We start from the raw sequence: 17,856 nt of genomic DNA on the forward strand, positions 1-17,856 counted from the left end.
GCACACACCACCCAAGTCCACTCCGGCGAAGAAGCCCTCACCCGCATCACCGGAGCCCAGACACCCTCCGGCATCCCCGTCACCATCACCACGCCGGTCTCCGAGCGGCCCAAGCGCAGCGCCGCCTCCCGCGGCCGGCGCAGTCCCGCTTCGGCGGCAGCCCGGCGCGCGAGCGTGCGTCAGTCCGCCTTCGACGCGGCGGCCTGAGAACCACTTGATCAGGAAGCTGACCCGACTCTGCAGGAGGCACCTCGTGACGCTGGTCCGGATGCAGCCCCGCTCGGCGCACGCCGACCCCGTGCCCCGGACCGTGGACGATGCCATGGAAGAGGCCGGCCCACAGATCTGGGACGACATGACGGTCGAAGTGGCCCTGTGCGTCATGACCAGTGCCCGCGCGGGCCATCTGCTCGTCTGCGACGAGGACGGTCTCTACACCGGACTGGTCACCCGGGCCCAGCTCGCCGCCGTCCGTGACAGCGACGCGTACACGGACCGGGTCCGGCTGCGCGACGTCCTCGGCGACCGCGTGCCGTTCGTCCCGCCCCTGACCACGATGGCCGAGGCCGAACACGCGATGCGCTACCGCCGGCTCGACGCCCTGCCCGTCGTCGACGAGCAAGGCAGCGCTCTCGGCATCCTGGCCCTCGCACGCTGAACCCCTCACCGCGGTCTGTACCGCGGTCCGACCGGGGGAAAGGTGCGCGTCGACAACCGAACAGCGAGGGAGGGCCCGACCGGCACGCGCCGGTCGGGCCCTCCCTCGTCTTTCCGCCCGTGTCGTGGCGGTGAAGACGGCGGAGAACTCGCCCGGGCGGGCCGAGTCCCTCAGGACCTCCGACACCCGCTGCCTCCACACGGCTTCGGCAGCCGGCACGGCTTCGGCAGCCGGCCGACCGGGATGACGGCGCCACCGGTGACCACGGTCGTCCTGGCGCGGCCGTGTAGGTCTAGCTCTCCTCGGGGCACATAAAAATCTCTCTCGGCCAGAGTAGACATTGGGCGGTGGCCTGGTTATGGTTTCTCTCGTAGCCCAGAGAGACAGCAGGGCTTGGCAGAGACGAACTGCCGAGCGGCATTACCCGCAGTTGCAGTTCGCAGGACGGTTCGGTGGTGGAGTTCCGAAGCCAGAGCGGTTGCAGGACGGCGACGGGACTGACGACCGGACCGGGTGGCCCGCAGTGATCAGGGGCCGCCGTGAGCAGTACCGCAGTAACGCAGTGGCGGTACCCGTAAAAATGCAGGTCGCAGTAACCAGCAGTGGAGTCGAAGAGCAGTACCTCGGTGAAGGCGTCGGCTGCGGACGCGCGCACCGGGAGGTTCGGCAGTGGGGTTCCAAGCCAGAGCAGACGCACGATGGGCGACGGGGCTGGCTGCCGGAGAGTGGCGCTGTCGCAGGCCACTGAGCAGTTCGCATCACCAGCAGTACCAGTAGTACGAGCAGTACCAGCAGGATGCAGTTCCCCGTTGGGTAAGTAGTTGATCACCGAGGGAAGAACGGAGGAGCCCCGCGCCATCAGGATCGCCCGGGCGGACATAGTGAGCCCGGGTACCGCAGGACATCGATAGTGAGGTGGTCTCCGGTCAAGCAACCGCGATCCCCGCACCCCCGACAGCATCCAGGTCGGGTCGGCGGAAACAGAAGGCCGGCGCAGTACTAGAGCCGGCAGATGGTGTAGTAGTTCCTTCGGGGCCCTGGTGCCGTACGCACCAGGGCCCCTCCACGCGTTCCATGAGAGAGGTGCAATGACAGCAGACGACTCGTTCGGCCGTCTCGACGACGACGACTACCCCGCCTACACCATGGGCCGGGCCGCGGACATGCTCGGCACCACCCAGGGCTTCCTCCGCGCCATCGGCGAAGCCCGCCTTATCACCCCGCTCCGCTCTGCGGGCGGACACCGCCGGTACTCCCGCTACCAGCTGCGCATCGCCGCCCGCGCCCGGGAACTCGTCGACCAGGGCACCCCCATCGAGGCCGCCTGCCGCATCGTCATCCTCGAAGACCAGCTCGAAGAAGCGCAGCGCATCAACGCCGAATACCGCCGCGCCGCCGAATCCTCCGACCCGTCGGCCTCGGCCTGAGGTGAGCGCGCCCGCCGGTATCGGCGGGCCGGCGCGTCCTGCACGCGACCACGAACCGGCCGATCCGGCCGGGTGGAAGGCCTTCCCCCGACGCATGGGCGACCGCCAGTGCCTGAGGCCGCCAGGTCCCTCACCCAGGTCCCTCACCGACACAGCACAGCCGCGGACGGGCTGCGGAGGCGCGGCCCGTGCCGTGCGGACCCGACGGCGCACAGAGCCGGTGAGGGGGACGCCCGACGGCCCCCTCCCCTCACCCGCCGATCGTCAGGCGCCCCTCGCCGGCCCCCTCGCCGGCCCCGTCACCGCTCCCCCGTCGCGGGCAGCGGCGTCCCGACGGTCGCGAAGATCCGGTCCAGGTGGTGGTGGAGCACCGCGATGGCCGACTCCGGACTCCGCTGGCCCACGAGGATGCTGGTGCCCATGCTCGCCGCCATGGCGAGCAGGCTGATCGCCTCCGTGCGCGCGTCGACGCCGGGATCGGCCAGCCCCGACCCCTGGGCCTGCTCGAGGAGGCCGGTCAGGGCGTTCTCCGCGGCGTCGGGATTGTCGATGAAGGGCTGGGCGGCCAGCGCCTCGTCGGTCACGGACAGGATCGCGTAGGAGCTGTAGAGGAGGTGGAAGGTGCGGCTCTCCTCATCGGTCGGGAGGGAGGCCAGCAACAGCGCCTCGATGGTCGCGCGCGGGCCCGGGTCCGGACCCGCGGCGGCCAGGCGGGCGCCGACGCGTGCGGTGAACCGGTCGGTCAGGTGCTGGAGCCCGTAGAAGAGGAGCTTCTCCTTGGTCTCGAAGTAGTACTGCACGAGCCGCAGTGAGACGCCGGCCTCGGCGGCCACGTCGCGCATGCCGACGGCGTGCAGTCCTCGCCGTCCGGCGACCCGGATGAGCCCCTCGGCGATCTGGGTGCGCCGTTCCTCGTGGTCCACGCGCTTCGGCATGTGCCGGTGTCTCCGCCCGTCGGTGGTGGGTTCGCGATCCGGGTTCCCCGGACCCTCTTCATGGTACCGCCGTATCAACATCATGGTACGGTCGTATCACGAAGAACGGAACTTCCCGGAGGTGCCCCGTGCCCGAGAACACGACCCGTGTGCGCCGCGACGTCGGCCGCTACGTCAACGACGAGCTCCGCGACCGCTACTTCGCCGCCGGCGACGTGCTCTACGCGATGGGGGCGCCCCTCCGCTCCGAGACCGATGTCGAGACCAGCTTCGGCACCACGCACGTCTACCGGTACGGCCCCGAGGACCCCGCAGCCGCATCCCGCACCCCGATCGTCCTGATCCACGGCGCCGGCTACTCCTCCGCCATGTGGTACCCCAACACCCCCGGGCTCAGCCTCGACCGCCCCGTCTACGCCCTCGACACCCCCGGCGACGCAGGCCGCAGCGTCCACCGCGAGCCCATGTGGCAGCCGGAGCGGGCCGCCCAGTGGATGGACGAGGCCCTCGACGCACTCGGCCTCGACCGGGTCCACCTCGTCGGCTCCTCCTACGGCGGCTGGCTGGTGCTCAACCAGGCCCACCGCCGGCCCGGACGGCTCGCCTCCGTCACCGCCCTCGACCCGGGCGGCCTGGAGAAGGTGGGGCTGCGCTTCTTCGCCTGGGTGTTCGTCAGCCTGTTCGCCACCTTCGCGCCCAAGGCCCTGCGTCCGCGCCTCGCCGCCTGGCTGGACCAGCCGGTCATCGCCGTTCCCGAGATGCGCAAGTGGATCCAGCTCGGCGCCCGCGCGTTCCGGATACGCCGCCCCGCGCCGCTGCCGCTCGCCGAGGACGCGCTGCGCTCCATCCGGACCCCGCTCTACGTCATCATGGGCAAGCACAGCCTGCTCGTGCACCCGAAGCGGCAGCTGGAGCGGGTACCGCGGCTCGTGACCGGCGCCCGCGCCGAGATCATCGCCGCGACGGGCCACGGACCGCAGATCGACCACCCCGACGTGGTCAACGCCCGGATGCTGAGCTTCATGGAAGACGTCGATTCCCTCGACCCTGCCGCGGTCGACGCGTAGGACCCGCGGCGGGGAACACCGCTCCCGGCGGGCCGGGGCGGCCTTCGTACGAGCCGGCCGGGACGGCGGCCGGGCCGAACGCACGGGCTGCCACCGCTGCGCCCGGGACCGAACCGGGTGATCCCGAAATGGCGTGAGGGGAAGCTCTTCGCGCAGGGGGACACCATCCCCTACATGCGGGTCCACATCGCCCGCGACCCGGACAGCCGGGAACTGCTCAACGAGGACGAGCAGGAGCCCTACGGGATGAAGACCAGGTCGACGACGGTCGATCAGCCGATCGCCCTGCTGCGCCAGGCCGCCGGCCCTGCCCTCCTCCCGGCGGCCCCGTCACGACGGGGAGTTCACCGGAGGGTGAGCGGGATCTCGGATCGGACGTGAGACAGCTTCTCCGGGTTGCGGACGTAGTAGAGGCCGGTGATGCGGGCGTCCTCGACGCGGACCGCCATGACGCCGTCGAGCTCCCCGTCCAGGTGCACGACCAGCGCCGGGCTGCCGTTGACCACGGTGATGCCGACGGTGATCGGGACCTGGTGCTTGCCGAGACCGCCGACGATGAAGCGGGACACCTTGTCGGCGCCGGTGATCGGCCGCACCGCGGCCTGCTTGATGCCTCCGCCGTCGCTCATCAGGACGACCTCGGGCGCGAGCACGTCGAGCAGGCCCTGCAGGTCCCCGCCGTCGAGGGCCCGCCGGAACGACTCCACGGCCGCCCGTGTCTCGCTCTGGGAGACCACCTCGCGGGGGCGGCGGGCATCGACGTGCCGGCGGGCGCGGTGGGCGATCTGGCGGACGGCCGCGGGGCTCTTGTCGACGGCCGCCGCGATCTCGTCGTAGCCGACGTCGAACACCTCGCGCAGCACGAAGACGGCGCGCTCGGTCGGCGACAGCGTTTCGAGGACGAGCATGACCGCCATGGACACGCTCTCGGCGAGCTCGACGTCCTGGGCCACGTCCGGCGCGGTCAGCAGCGGCTCCGGCAGCCACGGGCCGACGTACGACTCCTTGCGGCGCGACAGCGTGCGCAGCCGGTTGAGCGCCTGCCGGGTCGTGATCCGAACCAGGTAGGCGCGCTGGTCGCGCACCTGCTCCAGGTCGACCTGGACCCACCGCAGCCAGGTCTCCTGCAGGACGTCCTCGGCGTCGGCGGCCGATCCGAGCATCTCGTACGCGACGGTGAAGAGCAGATTGCGGTGGGCGACGAACGTCTCGGTCGCCGGGTCGGTGGCGTGGCCGTTCATGTCCCGGCCCCTCTCCTACGCGGCCGGCACCGGCCGACGGCGGCGGCGGATCGTGCATACACGGTGGGGTCCCCTTTTCGCGTACGGCGGTCGTGGTGGTGGTGCTGTCTGTGGTGATGATGTCCCGGGCTGCCCGCTCCCGTTCAGGAAGCGGCCAACACCCCGCCGCGCTCGGCCTCCAGCCGCCGCCGGCGCGCGGCGCCTCCCGGGATGCGGTGCAGGCTGTAGCCACCGGGCTCGCGGGCCTCGTCCGCCAGGTGCTTGACGACGCCCGTGCACACGGTCTCCTTGACCTTCGCGCCCAGGCGGCCGTCGATGTTGAACCACACCGCGACATCGGACCGGTTGGCGAACTGGAAGATGCCGGCGCCCCGGCCCAGGCTGAGGCACTGGGCGGCGAACGACTGGTTGAGGGTCGCGGGCCGCTCACCCGCGATCCGGCTGAGCACCGTGTCGGCGGCCCGCGCGCCCAGCGGCATCGCGGCCTGGCAGCTCATCCGCAGCGGCAGGTTCGACGGCGCCGCGGAGTCCCCGGCCGCGACGATGCGTACGTCGTCGACACTGGTCAGCGTCTCGTCCGTGAGCAGGCGGCCCAGGGCGTCGGTGCTCAGCGCACTGCGCGCGGCCAGGTCCGGCACGCCGAAGCCGGCGGTCCAGATGGTCACGTGACTCGGGACCTCGCGGCCGTCACCGAGCCGCACGGCGTCGCGGGTCACCGCCGTCACCTCGGTACCGGCGCCTTCGAGCACGGTCACCCCGAGCGCGGCCAGCCGCCCGGCCACCGAGCGCCGGCCGCGCGGGTGCAGGTACGGGCCGAGCACCCCGCCGCACACCAGGGTCACCGCGCGGCCCTGCTCCGCCAGCTCGGCGGCGGTCTCGATGCCGGTCGGACCGGCTCCGACCACCGTCACCGCGGCCGACGCGGGCGCGGCGTCGAGAACCGGACGCAGCCGCTGCGCCTCCTCCAGGCCGGCGATCGGGTAGGCGAACTCGGCCGCCCCGGGCACGCTCGGGTCGGCGCTGCCACTGCCCACCGCGTAGACCAGGTAGTCGTAGCCGACCGTCCCGCCGGTCGCCAGCGCCACACCGCGCCCGGCCGCGTCGATCCGGGTCACGGTGTCGACCACCAGCCGGACGCCGTCGGCCAGGACCTCCCGGTAGTCGACGACCGCGTCGTCGGACCCGGCCACCAGCTGGTGCAGGCGGATGCGGTGGACGAAGTCCGGCCTGGGGTTGATCAGCGTCACGGTCACGTCGTCGCGCCGCGTCAGCCGGTTGGCGGCCATGACGCCCGCGTACCCGCCGCCGATCACGACCACTTCGGTGTGCCCAGTCATGGTGTCTCCTCCGTCTTCAGGGGTTCGACCTCAAGACACCGCGCGGCCGGTCCCTGTGACAGCACGTGACCCGGATCACTCCACGGCGGTCGGTGGCGCCGCCGCCCCCGGCGAGCTCGCGGCCCGCCCCGGATCCGGTCAGGTGAAGTCGAGCGCCCCTGTCCGGGTCCGCTTGAGTTCGAAGAAGTTCGGGTAGCCGGCCAGGAGTCGGACGCCGTCGAAGACGCGCACCGCGTCCTCGCCGCGCGGTATCGAGGTGAGGACCGGGCCGAAGAAGGCGGTCCCGTCGATGTGGATGGTGGGCGTGCCCACCTCCTCGCCGACCGGGTCCATGCCCTCGTGGTGGCTCTTGCGCAGCGCGTCGTCGTACTCGGTGCCGTCCGCCGCGCCGGCCAGGTCCTCGGGGAGGCCCGCTTCGGCCAGGGCCTCCCGGATGACAGCGGCATCGGCGGCCCGGTCCTCGTTGTGGAGGCGGGTGCCGAGTGCCGTGTAGAGGCCGCGCAGGACCTCGTCGCCGTACTGCTGGGCGGCGGCGGTGCAGACGCGTACGGGCCCCCAGCCCGTGGCGAGGAGTCTTCGGTAGCGCTCGGGGAGGTCCTCGCGGCCCTCGTTGAGGACGGACAGGCTCATGACGCGGAAGGTGAGGTCGAGGTCGCGGTGACGCTCGACCTCCAGCATCCAGCGAGAAGTGATCCAGGCGAACGGGCAGATGGGATCGAAGTAGAAATCGACTCTGTTGGTCACCGGCTCAGGCTAGGAGCGGGGCAGCCCCGTCAGTAACGCCATTTCCCCGCGGGAATCCTGGGCCAATCCTGGCCGGTCCCGGGCCGGTTCCGGGTCCTGGCCGGTCCCGGGCCGGTTCCGGGTCCTGGCCGGTCCCGGGCCGGTTCCGGGTCCCGGCCGGTCCCGGCGCCCCTCCCCGCGCCCACCCCTGCCCCGCCGGCTGTCGCGGCTACGGCTGGAGGCGGCTGAAGGCCACCTCGAAGTGTTCGACCGAGACGATCCGCTGGCCCTCGCGCTGGGCCGTCTCCTCGCGGATCCGGGCGGCCCGGTCCTCGCTCGCCCGCATGGTCTGCTCGTCCTCCCACAGGGTCAGCGACTTGGCCTTTCCCGAGGCCCGGTCGACGAGGTAGTACACGCCCCGGAAGCCGGGGACGTCCTGGACCTGCCGGACGATCTCCTCCGTATGCGCGGTCAGGTCTCCCGTCGCGGGAACCGGTGATCCCTGGTAGGTGCTCAGCCTCGCGAACATCGCGCGCAGTCCTTTCCTCGGGCCCCACGACCAGCGTGCTCCGGCAGGTCGCACACCGCATGCCGAGCAGCGTGACAATGGGAGAGGAGTGACGCGTCAGCCCTTGAGGAGAGGCGGGTCGTCGTGGTGGCGTACATAGCTGTGACCGCCCTGAGCCATGTCGGTCTCATCCGCGACCACAACGAGGACAGCCTCGCCGTCGGCCCGTGGACGCTGTGCGGGACCGTGACCCTGAGCCCCCAGACGCTGCTCTTCCCCCTCGGCAGGCCGCTCGTCGTCGCCGTCGCCGACGGGCTCGGGGGGCAGCCGGCCGGCGAGGTCGCCAGCGAGCTGGTCGTCCGCGAGCTCGCCGCGCTCGGTCCCGCGCTCGACAGCGAGGAAGCGATCGGTGACGCTCTGAACCGCTGCAACGACGCGGTGTACTCGGCCACCGACGGCCGTCCGGACCTGACCGCCATGGGGACCACGGTCGCCGGCGCCCTGGTACTGGCGGAGTCGCTGCTGGCGTTCAACGTCGGCGACAGCAAGGTGTTCCACGCGACCGAGGACGGGCTGCACCAGGTCAGCGTGGACGACAGTCCGCCGCCCGCGCCCGGCCACCGCACCACGTCGGCCGTCACGCAGACGCTCGGCGGCAGCCCCGGGCGCAGCCCCATCACCCCCCACGTGGCGGCCTTCCCGCTGTCCACGGGGGATCGCTACCTGGTGTGCAGCGACGGGCTGACCGACCCGCTGCCCGACGACGTGATCGACGACCTGCTGCGCGTGCACGACGACGGCAAGGCCGCCTTCGAGCTGTGGAAGGCGGCCATCGAAGCCGGAGGTCCGGACAACATCACGCTCGCCCTGGTGCGCATCGGCGCGTGAGCGGCCGGTGCGCACGACGCAGCCCCGGGTCGCGGACCCGGGGCTGCGTCGTGTCCGGTCCGGCGCTACGCGCCCGGAACGACCTCGATGAGCGCCCCTCGCCGGTCCAGGTCGAGGACGTGCTCCATGTCCCGTTCGAGCACCTCGGGGTCCGGGTGGGCGAGGACCACCCGGCCGTACGAAGTGATCAGGTCGACGGTCTTCTCGACGCGGTCTCCCGGAACCTGCCCACAGGTGTCGAAGAGATAGCTGCTGAGCTCCCCGGTGGCCTCGCGCACCCGGTTCGCCGCGACCACACCCGCCGCCGGCGCGAAGAGGAAGCACTCGACGACGCCCTGCCGAAGCGTCGGCCGCACCGTCGTCCGGCGCAGGAACTCCTCCGGCGCGACGCGCGAGGCCAGCGTCAGGTCGATCAGGGAGTGCGTGGACGATTCCTCGACCAGTCGCGGGCCCAGACCGCCGTGCATCCGAGCGCCGGTCTCGATGAGGATCGGCCCCTCGGCGGTGAGGACGAGCTCACTGTGCGCGGGCCCGTTCTCGATCCCCAGCGCGGCGAGGGCCCGCTCCACGTAGGCCACGATCTCGGGGTGGTCGCCGACCTCCACCGAGGACATCGCCCGGTACGCCGGGTTCCCCTCGACCGTCTCCTTCGTGTAGCGGAACATGTTGACGACGAAGGCCGAGCCGTCGAGGGACACCGAGTCGACGACGAACTCCGGCCCGACGAGCCGCTCCTGGACCAGGACGTCCGTGATGAGCTCACCGGCGAGGTCACGGCGCCCGAACAGCTTCTCGCACGCGGCGCGCACCTCGTCGAGGCCGGCGCAGAAGAACACGCCGTCGGTGGCGAAGGACTTGACCGGTTTCACGACGTACTCGGCCAGTCCGCCGGCGGCACACCACTCGACGATGGACTCCGTGTCGGACGCCATGTGGTGCGGGATGTACGGGACGCCCGCGTCGCGCAGCCGGCCCTGCATCAGGAACTTGTCCCGACGGGCTTCGGAGGAACCGGTGTTGGGGCGCATCCCCCAGTGGGAGGCCAGAAGGTCGTACGCCTCCACGCCCGGCTCCGACCCGCAGATGAGGAACTCGGGCCGGCCGCCGCACAGACTCTCGACGGCGGCGGCCGTCGTCCGGACGTCCGCGAAACGCAGCTCCGCGGCGAAGTCCCCGGCCGGGTACGTCGCGGTGAGGGCGGCCGGGAGGGTCTCCGACGTCAGCACGGCGACGGACTTCAGGCCGTACAGCTCCTGCGCGCGGCGGGCCAGGACCCCTCCGCTGGAGTACGGGTCCACCACCACCAGCGTTCCGGTCGTTGCGGGCTCAGGCATTCTCCAGCACCTTCTCTTCGCTCCCGCTCCCGTTTCCGTTTCCGCTCCGCGGGACGGACTCACCGCTGCGCACCAGGGTCATCGCCAGCGACCCGATGAGGGCGCACGCCGCCGAGACCCACAGGGCCGCCTGCCACTGGCCGCCGTCGAGCAGCTCGCCGTAGACGGCCGCCGCGACGGCTCCGCCCAGGTAGAACGACGACTGGCGCAGGCCGATCGAGAACATCTGCCGCGCCGGGGCGAAGCCCGACATCGCGACCGTGTCCAGGAGCGGCATCAGGCAGTAGTTGAACAGCAGGCGCAGCAGGTACAGCCCGACGAAGACGATCAGCGGGACGGTCAGGGACTGCAGCAGCAGGCCGAGGACGGCCAGGATCCCGAAGAACGCGGCCGTCGGGCGCAGCGAGAAGCGCTTGACCAGGACGGGCGCGAAGATGGCGCCGAAGATGCTGACGATCTTGTCGGTGCCCAGGATGAGCGAGATGTCGCTCACCGGGATGTCGTAGACCTGGGAGAACAGGACGTTGGCGAACCGGAAGAACAGCGCGATCGAGGCACCCAGGAAACCGGCCGCCACGAACAGGGTCACGAAGTTGCGCTTCTCCCCCGGCATCCGTACCTCCTCGTGCGAGACCGCCGTGGCGGTCTGCTGCACCGACCGCGCCGACGGGAAGCGCAGCACGAGCATCAGGCAGGCCGCCAGGAAGGACAGCAGGAGGAAGAAGCGGTACTTCTCCAGATCGCTGGTGTGGAGCCAGCCGCTGACCGCGGACACCAGGGCGGAGCCGATGACGCCGGCCCCCAGGTAGCTGATGAAGAACGCGCTGAACAGGCGGGTACGGGCGGCCTCCGGGACCTGCTTGCCCGCGATCGCGTTGCCCACGGAGAGCAGGCCGAGCATGCCGGCGAGGATCAGGCTGAGGACGACGGAGGCCGAGGCGACCGAGGCCACGAACGGCAGACCGGCGAAGGGCACCGTGTACAGCACCGACGCCCCGATGAGCAGGGCCCGCTGCGACACGTACCGGCCCAGGAAGAGGAGCGGGACGACCGCCACCGCCATGGCTCCGGTGGCGATGGCGTAGATGACGCCCGCGTCGCCCTCGTTGATGCCGCGCTCGGCGAGGTAGAAGTTGAACACCACGTCGAAGATGGTGTTGGCGAGCCCCATGAAGAACGAGGCGGCGAGATAGAAGTAGACGGGCCGTGGCACCGACGAGAATTTACTGCGCAAAGCGGACACGTCCATCGGTGGTTGCAAGTGGTGTTCCGGAGAGCCGCGCGATCAGCCGGGCCACATGGCCCCACTCCCCGTAGCCGTCGTTCGTGGCGAGGTGCCCGCCGCCGGGGACGACCTCGACGGTGCTTCCCCACGTTCCGGCGAGCGCCCGGCCCCGTTCCAGCGGGAGGTACGGATCGTCGTCGGAGAGCACGAGGTGCGTCTTCAGCGGCAGCGGGACCGCGGGCAGCGGCGCCTGGCCCTTGATGGCCGGCAGCGTGTCGGCGGCCTCGACGTCGGCCGGAGCGACCATGAGGGCGCCGACGACGCGGCTGTCCCACCTCGTGGCGGCCCATTGGGCGACGGTCACCGAGCCGCAGCTGTGCCCGATGAGGAAGACCTCCCCGTCGATGCCGCGCACGGTCTCGTCGAGCCTGTCGACCCAGCGGTCGCGCTCGACGCTCTCCCAGTCGTCCTGGACCACGCGGGAGAAGCCCTCGTACGTGTTCTCCAGGTGCGTCTGCCAGTGGTCCGGGCCGGACCCGGTGTACCCCGGTACGGTCAGAAAATGCATGGTGTTACCTTTCGAGCCCGAGGTCACGCAGGGGGACGGTGAGGCCGAAATGCCGGCCGAGCACTTCCTGGAGCTGCGCTTCGTCATCGACGGGGGACGTGGAGCTGGTTCCGTCGTGCACGATCGTCACGTGCCCGTCCCGGACGCTCAGCCTGCCGGTGGGGGTGGGGATGCTCGCCACCTTGTGCTTGTTCAACAGGCTGTTGGGTGACGCCGTCGTGTAGAAGTGCGCCATCTCCAGATCGGCCGCCTCGACCGGAGCGTCGACGAAGCGGTAGATGTCCTGCCATTCGGCGGAGCCGACGGCGTGCTCCTGGATCGACACCGTCCAGACCGGGGCGCCCGCACCGCGGTCGAGGGCGACCTTGGTGGAGAGGGCGGGGTGCGTCAGCCGCTCCCCGTCCGCCAGCCGGACCGGTCCTCTGGGACCGCGGGCCCCGTATCCGATGTCGAAGAGCCAGCGCTCGCCGTCGAGCGTCACGACGAAGACCTGATGGGTCGCCGGGCCCCTGGGGCTGACGCTGGCGCCCAGCCGGACCTCGTAGTCGAATCCGCCCTCCTCGAACAGCGACTGCATCATCCGCCCCGTCTCGAAGCAGATGCCGCCCCGGCGACGGTCCACGATCACCTCGCGGAGGGCCTCCTCGGTGAGGCCCCGCTCCGCGTTGGTGTGCATGCTGAAGTTCTCGAAGGGGACGTTGTACAGGTGCGCCTCGTGCAGCTGGCGAAGGCACGCGATGGTCGGTTCCAACGGCACGTGGAATCCGATCCGGCCGGCGTAGCCGGCGATGAGCTCGTTCACGGGGGTCTTTCTGGTGGGGGTGGTGGTCGCCGGCATCAGACGTTCAGCACGAGCCGGGTGCTCATCGACTTGCTCACGCACGGGATCATGTAGCTGGACGCGGCCTTCTCCTGCTCGGTGAGCACTTCGTCCCGGTGGTCGATCCGCCCCGTACGGACCTCCACCTCGCACGTCCCGCAGATGCCCTGCCGGCACGAGGAGGGGACGGTCACGCCGTTGCGGTTCAGCGCGTCGAGCAACGGCTGGTGCTGGGCGGCCTCGAAGGTGATGCCGGTCTTGACGCACTCCACTTCGACGGACGGGGGCGTGTCGTCGGCGGACCGCGTCGCCGAGCCGTCGGTGACCAGGTACCGGGCCCCCGGAGCCCGGTCGACGGCGGCACGCACCGCCGCGACCATCGCGTCCGGGCCGCACAGGCCGATGGTGCTGCCGACCGGTATGCCGGCGACGACGTCGGACCAGTCGGGGCGGCCCTGCGTGCCGGTGTCGACGGTGACGACGCTGCCGCCCTGTTCCCCCGCCAGCTCCTCGATGCGCCCGAGGAACGGGAACTCCTCCTGGCCGCGGTCGACGTAGACGAGCCGCCAGCCGCGCAGCCGCCCGCCGGCCAGGACGGCGAGGATCGGGTTGATCCCCACACCGCCGGCCACGAAATGGGTGAAGGCCGTGGAGCTCTCCGCGGTGAAGTGCCCGCCCGGAGCGGTGACCCTGACGGGTGCTCCGACGTGCAGCCGCGGCGAGAGGAGATCGCGCTGGTCGCCGCGGTGGCGATTGCGCACCGCCAGCTCGTACCCCTCCTCGTCGGCGGCCACGACCGTGAAGGTCTTGAAGCGCGGCCCCACCCGCAGGGTGACGTGCTGGCCGGGCACGGCGGCCGGCAGGCTCGGGCGGCCGGCCGGATGGGTCAGCCAGTACTGGGTGACCGTCGGCGTCAGGGCGCGGGCGGCCTGGACGATCGCCGCCTTCACGCGATCAGCCCCGATTCCTGGAAGGCCTCGAGGGTGGCGCCGTGCTCCAGGGCCCCGGCCTCGACGAAGTACTGCAGGGTGGGCGCGGCGCCGCGGCGCACGTCGTCCACGACCTTCTCGCGCGAGTAGACGTCGCTCATGATCTGTTCCACTTCTTGGCTTCCCAGGCCGGCGGCCCCCAGGCCCAGAGCCGTGCTCGTGTAGTCCGGCTCCAGGAAGGCGAATATCAGCTGCGGTATGTACGGGCCCGCCAGCTCCCGTTCCTTCCTCGTCATCGCCGGCCACAGGAACCGGAGCAGCGTCGAGAAGTAGGAGTGGTGCTTGGCCTCGTCGACCGCGTGGTCGGCCACCATGTCGCGGACGCCCTCGGGGAGCCGCTTGTCCTGGGGCAGTTCGTCGAGGATCGAGGAGATGAGCGTCTCGCTGACGATGGCGAAGAGCATCTCGTCCAGGCCGCGGATCTCGCTCGGCAGCTCTTCGTGGATCCTCGCCAGCTCGGCGGTGAACGTCGGCGTGTCCGGGAGGGCGGGAGCGATCCGGGTGCGGTCGCGGACCCCGCGCAGGATCTCGTACGTGAACTGCGCGTGCCAGGCCTCGTCCGTCACGATCTTGAAGGCGTCCAGGCGCATGGGCTCGGGCAGGTCCAGCCCGGACATGCCGCGGCTGATGTGACCGGTGACGGGGATGACCGCGCTCTGCTCGAGGTCGATCGTGAACTTGAGGTACTCGTAGAGGCGGTGGACCAGCACGGTCTCACGGACGTGCGGCTCGGCCTGCGCGAGGAGCGGGTGCGACAGGGCGGGCACGAGTTCGGGGCTGAAGAACAGTTCACCATCGGTGTCCAGCACCCGCATCGGGTTGTTCCGGACGGTGGCGATCCGTTCCCAGGTACGGAAGCGGCTGCGGTAGTCGGCTTCTGCAGAAGCCTGGTCGAGGCGATTCTGGTGCCGGCGGGCGAGAACGGTTCTATTCGCCGTACTCGCAAATTGCAGTGCCATGCTTTAAACCTTCATGTGACTGCTCAGGCCTCGTGCGACCTGTGTGTGGTGGTGTCGTTTTCGGTGCCACGAGGATGTCCATTCAGCCAAGTAGCCGTCAAGCGGCAGAAGTTTGCCGCTGTACGGAGTTGTCCGGTTCGTCGGCATTGAAAATCGGCGAAACGGAACAAATGAAAGGCGACCGGCAAATGTTTGCCGGTCGCCGGTGAAGAGGGAGCGCCAGCGGCAAAGTTTTGCCGGTCGCGGTCCGCGCGAACGTTGTAATGTGGCGGCTATTGCAGCGGACTTCGGTCCTGCTGAACGGGAATGACGGCATGTGAGGGCATGACGGGCTTCTGCGGCAGCAGCATGACGCAGCGCAGTCCGTGCTGGTAGGCGGGGAGGAGTACCTGAGAGGTGACGGTGATCTGCTCGGGCGAGACGTGCGGAAGGTCCAGCCGGTAGCGGTGCCCCTGCCGGAAGGCGATGACCTTCGGCCCCCGCGACCAGAGCCGACGGCACTCGGGATCCCGCAGGACGTGCCGCAGGAGCTTGTCGAGCGCCGCCTTGTGGGAGCTCGTGGCCAGGGCGAACCGCAGCATGGCCAGATAGACCTCCGCGTGCTGGCGCCAGTCCAGCATCTGTTCGCGGGCCGCGTGGTCGGCCAGTGCCCAGCGCATGAGGTTGGCACCCGGTTCGAGCACCCAGGGGAACCAGTCGGCCATGAGGGTGTTGTAACCCAGGATGTTCCAGCAGCCGTCGGTGAGATAGGCGGGGAACTGCGTCTGCGCCGTGACCAGCTGCAGGAGCGCGAGCTGTTCCTCGGCCTCGCCCTCCTCGTCCGCGAGGGCGACGCCGGCACCGTCGAGTGCGCGGCTGTACAGGACCATGCGCTCGTCAGGCCCCAGAACCAGCACCTCGGAAAGCCGGGCGAGTATGTCACTGGAAAGCGAGACGGAATCCCCGGATTCCAGGCTCCGGTACCAGCGCTCGCTCACGCCCATGAGCTCGGCGACTTCCTTCTGCGGAATTGCCTTGTCCCGTCGCAGCTTGACGCCCGCGTCGACTCGCCAGACACGCAGGAGCTGTGACAGTTCCATGGCCCGAGGGGCTGGATCGGGCGCGAAAGCGGAATCATGAACGCCAGATGTCTCCATCGTAAAACTCCCCCTGCGATGGCACGTAATCGACGCTTGACCTCATGCCGAAGTGTAGCGTTCTTTCGTGACTGTCCGTCGCCTCCTCCTCACCAATACGGGGGTAAGTGACGAGCGTCTCAGGGTCTTGTGCAAACGCCTGGGAGACGGCTTCCATGCATCCAACTGTCGTGCAATCCCCGACAGTTGAGAGCCATAAAAACAGGAAAGCGGAACCCTATGCACCAGCCGCCCACACCCACCGGCCGGCCCGTCGAAGTGACCCGGACAACACGACGCCGGGTCGTTGTCACCGGTTTGGGCGCGATCACCCCCCTCGGTGTCGGTGTCCCGGCCCTGTGGCAGGGACTCCTCGAAGGACGAAGCGGAGTGCGGCTGCTGGAGGGTGAGGAGTTCCTGGGCCAGCCCGTGCGCATCGCCGGGACCGTGCCGGCGGATCCCGGCGAGCTGCTGCCCAAGGCCCAGGCGCGACGGATGAACCGCGCGGCCCAGTTCGCGGTGATCGCCGCTCGCGAGGCGTGGCGGGACGCGGGCCTGGACGCCTCCGGAACGGTCGGGAGCGGCATCGACCCGAGCCGGGCCGGAGTGTGCGTCGGCACCATCATCGGCGGCGCCCCCGTCCTGGTCGACGGGGACCGCCGGCTGCGCGACAAGGGCCCGCGCGGCGTCTCGCCGCTCACCGCCCCGATGACCGTTCCCTCACAGGCGTCCGCCCAGATATCCATCGACCTGCACATCACCGGCGAGGCACGGACCGTCGTGAGCGCCTGCGCCTCCGGCACCGAAGCCATCGGACAGGCCATCGACCGGATCCGCCTCGGGCACGTCGACATCGTCCTGGCTGGGGGAACGGAAGCCGCCATCACCCCGTCCGTGATGGCGGCGTTCTCCGCCATGCGGGCCCTGTCCACGCGCAACGACGAGCCCGAACGGGCCTCCCGTCCCTTCGCCAAGGACCGGGACGGCTTCGTGCACGGCGAGGGCGCCGGGATGCTCGTCCTGGAGGCCGAGGAGCACGCCGTGGCACGTGGCGCACGCATCTACGGCGAAGCGGCCGGCTGGGGCCTGTCGGCCGACGCCCACCACATCGTCGCGCCCGACCCCTCGGGCGACGGCATCGTGCTCGCGCTGCGCCGCGCGCTCGCCGACGCCGGTTCCGTCCCGGCCGACGTGGTCCACGTCAACGCGCACGCCACCGCCACCGTGGAAGGGGACCTCGCCGAGGCCACGGCGCTGCGCCGCCTCCTCGACGAGCGCGGCGCCGGGGCGCCGGGCGTCCCGGTGACCGCCGTGAAGGGCAACCTGGGCCATCTGCAGGGCGCCACGGGGGCGGTGGAGGCCCTGGTGGCCGTCCTCACGCTCCACCACGGCCTCGTTCCTCCTACGATCGGCTGTGACGATCTCGACGACGCCTGCGAACTGGATGTGGTCACGCACGTGCCGCGTCCCCTGCCGGCCGGGGGCGATGTCGTCCTGAGCAACTCCTTCGGCTTCGGCGGTCACAACGCGGTCCTCGCCCTGCGCCGGAACCGCACGGACCGCACGGAAGAAGGCAGGGCCGCATGACCGACACCACTCCCCAGGACCTGGTCCGCGAGTTCCACAGGGCCTTCGGCCTCGGCGTCGGGCCGGGCCCGGCCAGCGTCGCACCGGAACTGGCCCGGCACCGCCAGGTCCTGCTGGAGGAGGAAGTGGCCGAGCTCGCCGAGGCGACGGAGTCCGGGCGCCTGGCGGACATCGCGCACGAGCTGGCCGACGTGGTCTACATCGCGTACGGGACCGCCGCCGTGCACGGCATCGACCTCGACGCGGTACTGGCCGAGATCCACCGCGCCAACATGTCCAAGCTCGGTCCGGACGGGCGGCCTTCGTACCGGGAGGACGGCAAGGTGCTCAAGGGTGCTTCGTACCGCCCGCCGAACGTGGCCGAGGTCCTGCGCGAGCAGTCCTGAGGCACTTGCGCGGCCCGGCGGCCGTCCCGTGATCCGGAGAACGGCGGCCGGGCCCCCCCCGGGCGGGGGGGCAGCCCCCCCATAATTGT

Annotated in this window: 19 protein-coding genes and 2 pseudogenes; 8 read left to right on the top strand and 13 right to left on the bottom strand. The window is 70.7% G+C overall.

Annotation, left to right across the window (positions count from 1 at the left end; translation table 11 throughout):
* Positions 1-207, top strand: a pseudogene (locus ACFCZ1_RS36630) (ATP-dependent helicase); the annotation flags it as partial.
* A 46-nt stretch (positions 208-253) separates the two neighbouring features.
* Positions 254-658: a CBS domain-containing protein gene (locus ACFCZ1_RS36635; protein WP_376682629.1), complete on the top strand. Its 405-nt coding sequence runs from the start codon at positions 254-256 to the stop codon at positions 656-658.
* Between the two features lie 111 nt (positions 659-769).
* Here the strand turns inward: ACFCZ1_RS36635 and ACFCZ1_RS36640 are convergent.
* Positions 770-969, bottom strand: a pseudogene (locus ACFCZ1_RS36640) (hypothetical protein); the annotation flags it as partial.
* A 777-nt stretch (positions 970-1,746) separates the two neighbouring features.
* Between ACFCZ1_RS36640 and ACFCZ1_RS36645 the strand changes: the two are divergent.
* Positions 1,747-2,085, top strand: coding sequence for a MerR family transcriptional regulator (locus tag ACFCZ1_RS36645; protein WP_376682630.1), 339 nt, complete (start codon positions 1,747-1,749; stop codon positions 2,083-2,085).
* A 299-nt stretch (positions 2,086-2,384) separates the two neighbouring features.
* Here the strand turns inward: ACFCZ1_RS36645 and ACFCZ1_RS36650 are convergent, their stop codons facing one another.
* On the bottom strand, positions 2,385-3,020 hold the full coding sequence (locus ACFCZ1_RS36650; protein WP_376682631.1) for a TetR/AcrR family transcriptional regulator: 636 nt from the start codon (positions 3,018-3,020) through the stop codon (positions 2,385-2,387).
* A 128-nt stretch (positions 3,021-3,148) separates the two neighbouring features.
* Between ACFCZ1_RS36650 and ACFCZ1_RS36655 the strand changes: the two genes are divergently transcribed.
* The gene (locus ACFCZ1_RS36655; RefSeq protein WP_376682632.1) at positions 3,149-4,087 is read left to right on the top strand and encodes an alpha/beta fold hydrolase; all 939 of its coding nucleotides are present in this window, start codon (positions 3,149-3,151) and stop codon (positions 4,085-4,087) included.
* A gap of 117 nt (positions 4,088-4,204) precedes the next feature.
* Positions 4,205-4,468 carry a hypothetical protein gene (locus ACFCZ1_RS36660; protein WP_376682633.1) on the top strand — a complete coding sequence of 88 codons (264 nt, stop codon included), beginning with the start codon at positions 4,205-4,207 and terminating at the stop codon, positions 4,466-4,468.
* Here ACFCZ1_RS36660 and ACFCZ1_RS36665 read toward each other — a convergent pair.
* From ACFCZ1_RS36665 to ACFCZ1_RS36680, 4 genes are all read right to left on the bottom strand, one after another.
* Positions 4,432-5,328, bottom strand: coding sequence for an RNA polymerase sigma-70 factor (locus ACFCZ1_RS36665; protein WP_376682634.1), 897 nt, complete (start codon positions 5,326-5,328; stop codon positions 4,432-4,434). The two genes, ACFCZ1_RS36660 and ACFCZ1_RS36665, sit on opposite strands and share 37 nt — an antisense overlap.
* Before the next feature lie 143 nt (positions 5,329-5,471).
* Entirely contained in the window at positions 5,472-6,665 is a 1,194-nt protein-coding gene (locus ACFCZ1_RS36670) for an NAD(P)/FAD-dependent oxidoreductase (protein WP_376682635.1), read from the bottom strand.
* A 138-nt stretch (positions 6,666-6,803) separates the two neighbouring features.
* Entirely contained in the window at positions 6,804-7,409 is a 606-nt protein-coding gene (locus tag ACFCZ1_RS36675) for a disulfide bond formation protein DsbA (RefSeq protein ID WP_376682636.1), read from the bottom strand.
* 208 nt (positions 7,410-7,617) lie between these two features.
* The gene (locus tag ACFCZ1_RS36680; protein ID WP_376682637.1) at positions 7,618-7,917 is read right to left on the bottom strand and encodes a hypothetical protein; all 300 of its coding nucleotides are present in this window, start codon (positions 7,915-7,917) and stop codon (positions 7,618-7,620) included.
* A gap of 126 nt (positions 7,918-8,043) precedes the next feature.
* On the opposite strand from ACFCZ1_RS36680, the gene ACFCZ1_RS36685 reads away from it, so the two are divergent.
* Positions 8,044-8,784, top strand: a complete 741-nt coding sequence (locus ACFCZ1_RS36685; RefSeq protein ID WP_376682638.1) for a PP2C family protein-serine/threonine phosphatase — start codon at positions 8,044-8,046, stop codon at positions 8,782-8,784.
* Positions 8,785-8,849: 65 nt separating this feature from the next.
* On the opposite strand, the gene ACFCZ1_RS36690 is transcribed toward ACFCZ1_RS36685, so the two are convergent.
* The 7 genes from ACFCZ1_RS36690 to ACFCZ1_RS36720 form a co-directional block, all read right to left on the bottom strand.
* Entirely contained in the window at positions 8,850-10,118 is a 1,269-nt protein-coding gene (locus tag ACFCZ1_RS36690) for an ATP-grasp domain-containing protein (RefSeq protein WP_376682639.1), read from the bottom strand.
* Positions 10,111-11,331: an MFS transporter gene (locus tag ACFCZ1_RS36695; RefSeq protein WP_376682640.1), complete on the bottom strand. Its 1,221-nt coding sequence runs from the start codon at positions 11,329-11,331 to the stop codon at positions 10,111-10,113. The genes ACFCZ1_RS36690 and ACFCZ1_RS36695 overlap by 8 nt, the downstream gene beginning before the upstream one ends.
* A 10-nt stretch (positions 11,332-11,341) precedes the next feature.
* A complete protein-coding gene (locus ACFCZ1_RS36700; protein ID WP_376682641.1) occupies positions 11,342-11,911 on the bottom strand; it encodes an RBBP9/YdeN family alpha/beta hydrolase in 570 nt (189 codons plus the stop codon).
* A 4-nt stretch (positions 11,912-11,915) separates the two neighbouring features.
* On the bottom strand, positions 11,916-12,713 hold the full coding sequence (locus ACFCZ1_RS36705) for an arylamine N-acetyltransferase (protein WP_376682642.1): 798 nt from the start codon (positions 12,711-12,713) through the stop codon (positions 11,916-11,918).
* A 35-nt stretch (positions 12,714-12,748) separates the two neighbouring features.
* Positions 12,749-13,681: a 2Fe-2S iron-sulfur cluster-binding protein gene (locus ACFCZ1_RS36710; RefSeq protein WP_376682643.1), complete on the bottom strand. Its 933-nt coding sequence runs from the start codon at positions 13,679-13,681 to the stop codon at positions 12,749-12,751.
* Positions 13,678-14,679, bottom strand: coding sequence for a diiron oxygenase (locus ACFCZ1_RS36715; RefSeq protein WP_376682644.1), 1,002 nt, complete (start codon positions 14,677-14,679; stop codon positions 13,678-13,680). The genes ACFCZ1_RS36710 and ACFCZ1_RS36715 overlap by 4 nt, the downstream gene beginning before the upstream one ends.
* 272 nt (positions 14,680-14,951) lie before the next feature.
* Positions 14,952-15,758, bottom strand: a complete 807-nt coding sequence (locus ACFCZ1_RS36720; RefSeq protein ID WP_376682645.1) for a helix-turn-helix domain-containing protein — start codon at positions 15,756-15,758, stop codon at positions 14,952-14,954.
* A 276-nt stretch (positions 15,759-16,034) separates the two neighbouring features.
* Here ACFCZ1_RS36720 and ACFCZ1_RS36725 point away from each other — a divergent pair, with 276 nt between their 5' ends.
* Positions 16,035-17,381, top strand: coding sequence for a beta-ketoacyl-[acyl-carrier-protein] synthase family protein (locus tag ACFCZ1_RS36725; protein WP_376682646.1), 1,347 nt, complete (start codon positions 16,035-16,037; stop codon positions 17,379-17,381).
* Positions 17,378-17,767 (top strand): MazG nucleotide pyrophosphohydrolase domain-containing protein, encoded by a 390-nt coding sequence (locus ACFCZ1_RS36730; RefSeq protein WP_376682647.1) that lies wholly within the window; start codon positions 17,378-17,380, stop codon positions 17,765-17,767. Before ACFCZ1_RS36725 ends, ACFCZ1_RS36730 begins: the two co-directional genes overlap by 4 nt.
* Positions 17,768-17,856 lie beyond the last annotated feature (89 nt).

This window comes from Streptomyces sp. NPDC056224, from assembly GCF_042267665.1.
Lineage (GTDB): Bacteria > Actinomycetota > Actinomycetes > Streptomycetales > Streptomycetaceae > Streptomyces.

Bases quoted from the DNA above. Each gene is read 5' to 3' on its own strand.
- ACFCZ1_RS36665 (WP_376682634.1), bottom strand. From the start codon at position 5,328: ATGAACGGCCACGCCACCGACCCGGCGACCGAGACGTTCGTCGCCCAC.
- ACFCZ1_RS36680 (WP_376682637.1), bottom strand. From the start codon at position 7,917: ATGTTCGCGAGGCTGAGCACCTACCAGGGATCACCGGTTCCCGCGACG.
- ACFCZ1_RS36690 (WP_376682639.1), bottom strand. From the start codon at position 10,118: ATGCCTGAGCCCGCAACGACCGGAACGCTGGTGGTGGTGGACCCGTAC.
- ACFCZ1_RS36725 (WP_376682646.1), top strand. From the start codon at position 16,035: ATGCACCAGCCGCCCACACCCACCGGCCGGCCCGTCGAAGTGACCCGG.
- ACFCZ1_RS36715 (WP_376682644.1), bottom strand. From the start codon at position 14,679: ATGGCACTGCAATTTGCGAGTACGGCGAATAGAACCGTTCTCGCCCGC.
- ACFCZ1_RS36720 (WP_376682645.1), bottom strand. From the start codon at position 15,758: ATGGAACTGTCACAGCTCCTGCGTGTCTGGCGAGTCGACGCGGGCGTC.
- ACFCZ1_RS36645 (WP_376682630.1), top strand. From the start codon at position 1,747: ATGACAGCAGACGACTCGTTCGGCCGTCTCGACGACGACGACTACCCC.
- ACFCZ1_RS36650 (WP_376682631.1), bottom strand. From the start codon at position 3,020: ATGCCGAAGCGCGTGGACCACGAGGAACGGCGCACCCAGATCGCCGAG.
- ACFCZ1_RS36730 (WP_376682647.1), top strand. From the start codon at position 17,378: ATGACCGACACCACTCCCCAGGACCTGGTCCGCGAGTTCCACAGGGCC.
- ACFCZ1_RS36670 (WP_376682635.1), bottom strand. From the start codon at position 6,665: ATGACTGGGCACACCGAAGTGGTCGTGATCGGCGGCGGGTACGCGGGC.
- ACFCZ1_RS36700 (WP_376682641.1), bottom strand. From the start codon at position 11,911: ATGCATTTTCTGACCGTACCGGGGTACACCGGGTCCGGCCCGGACCAC.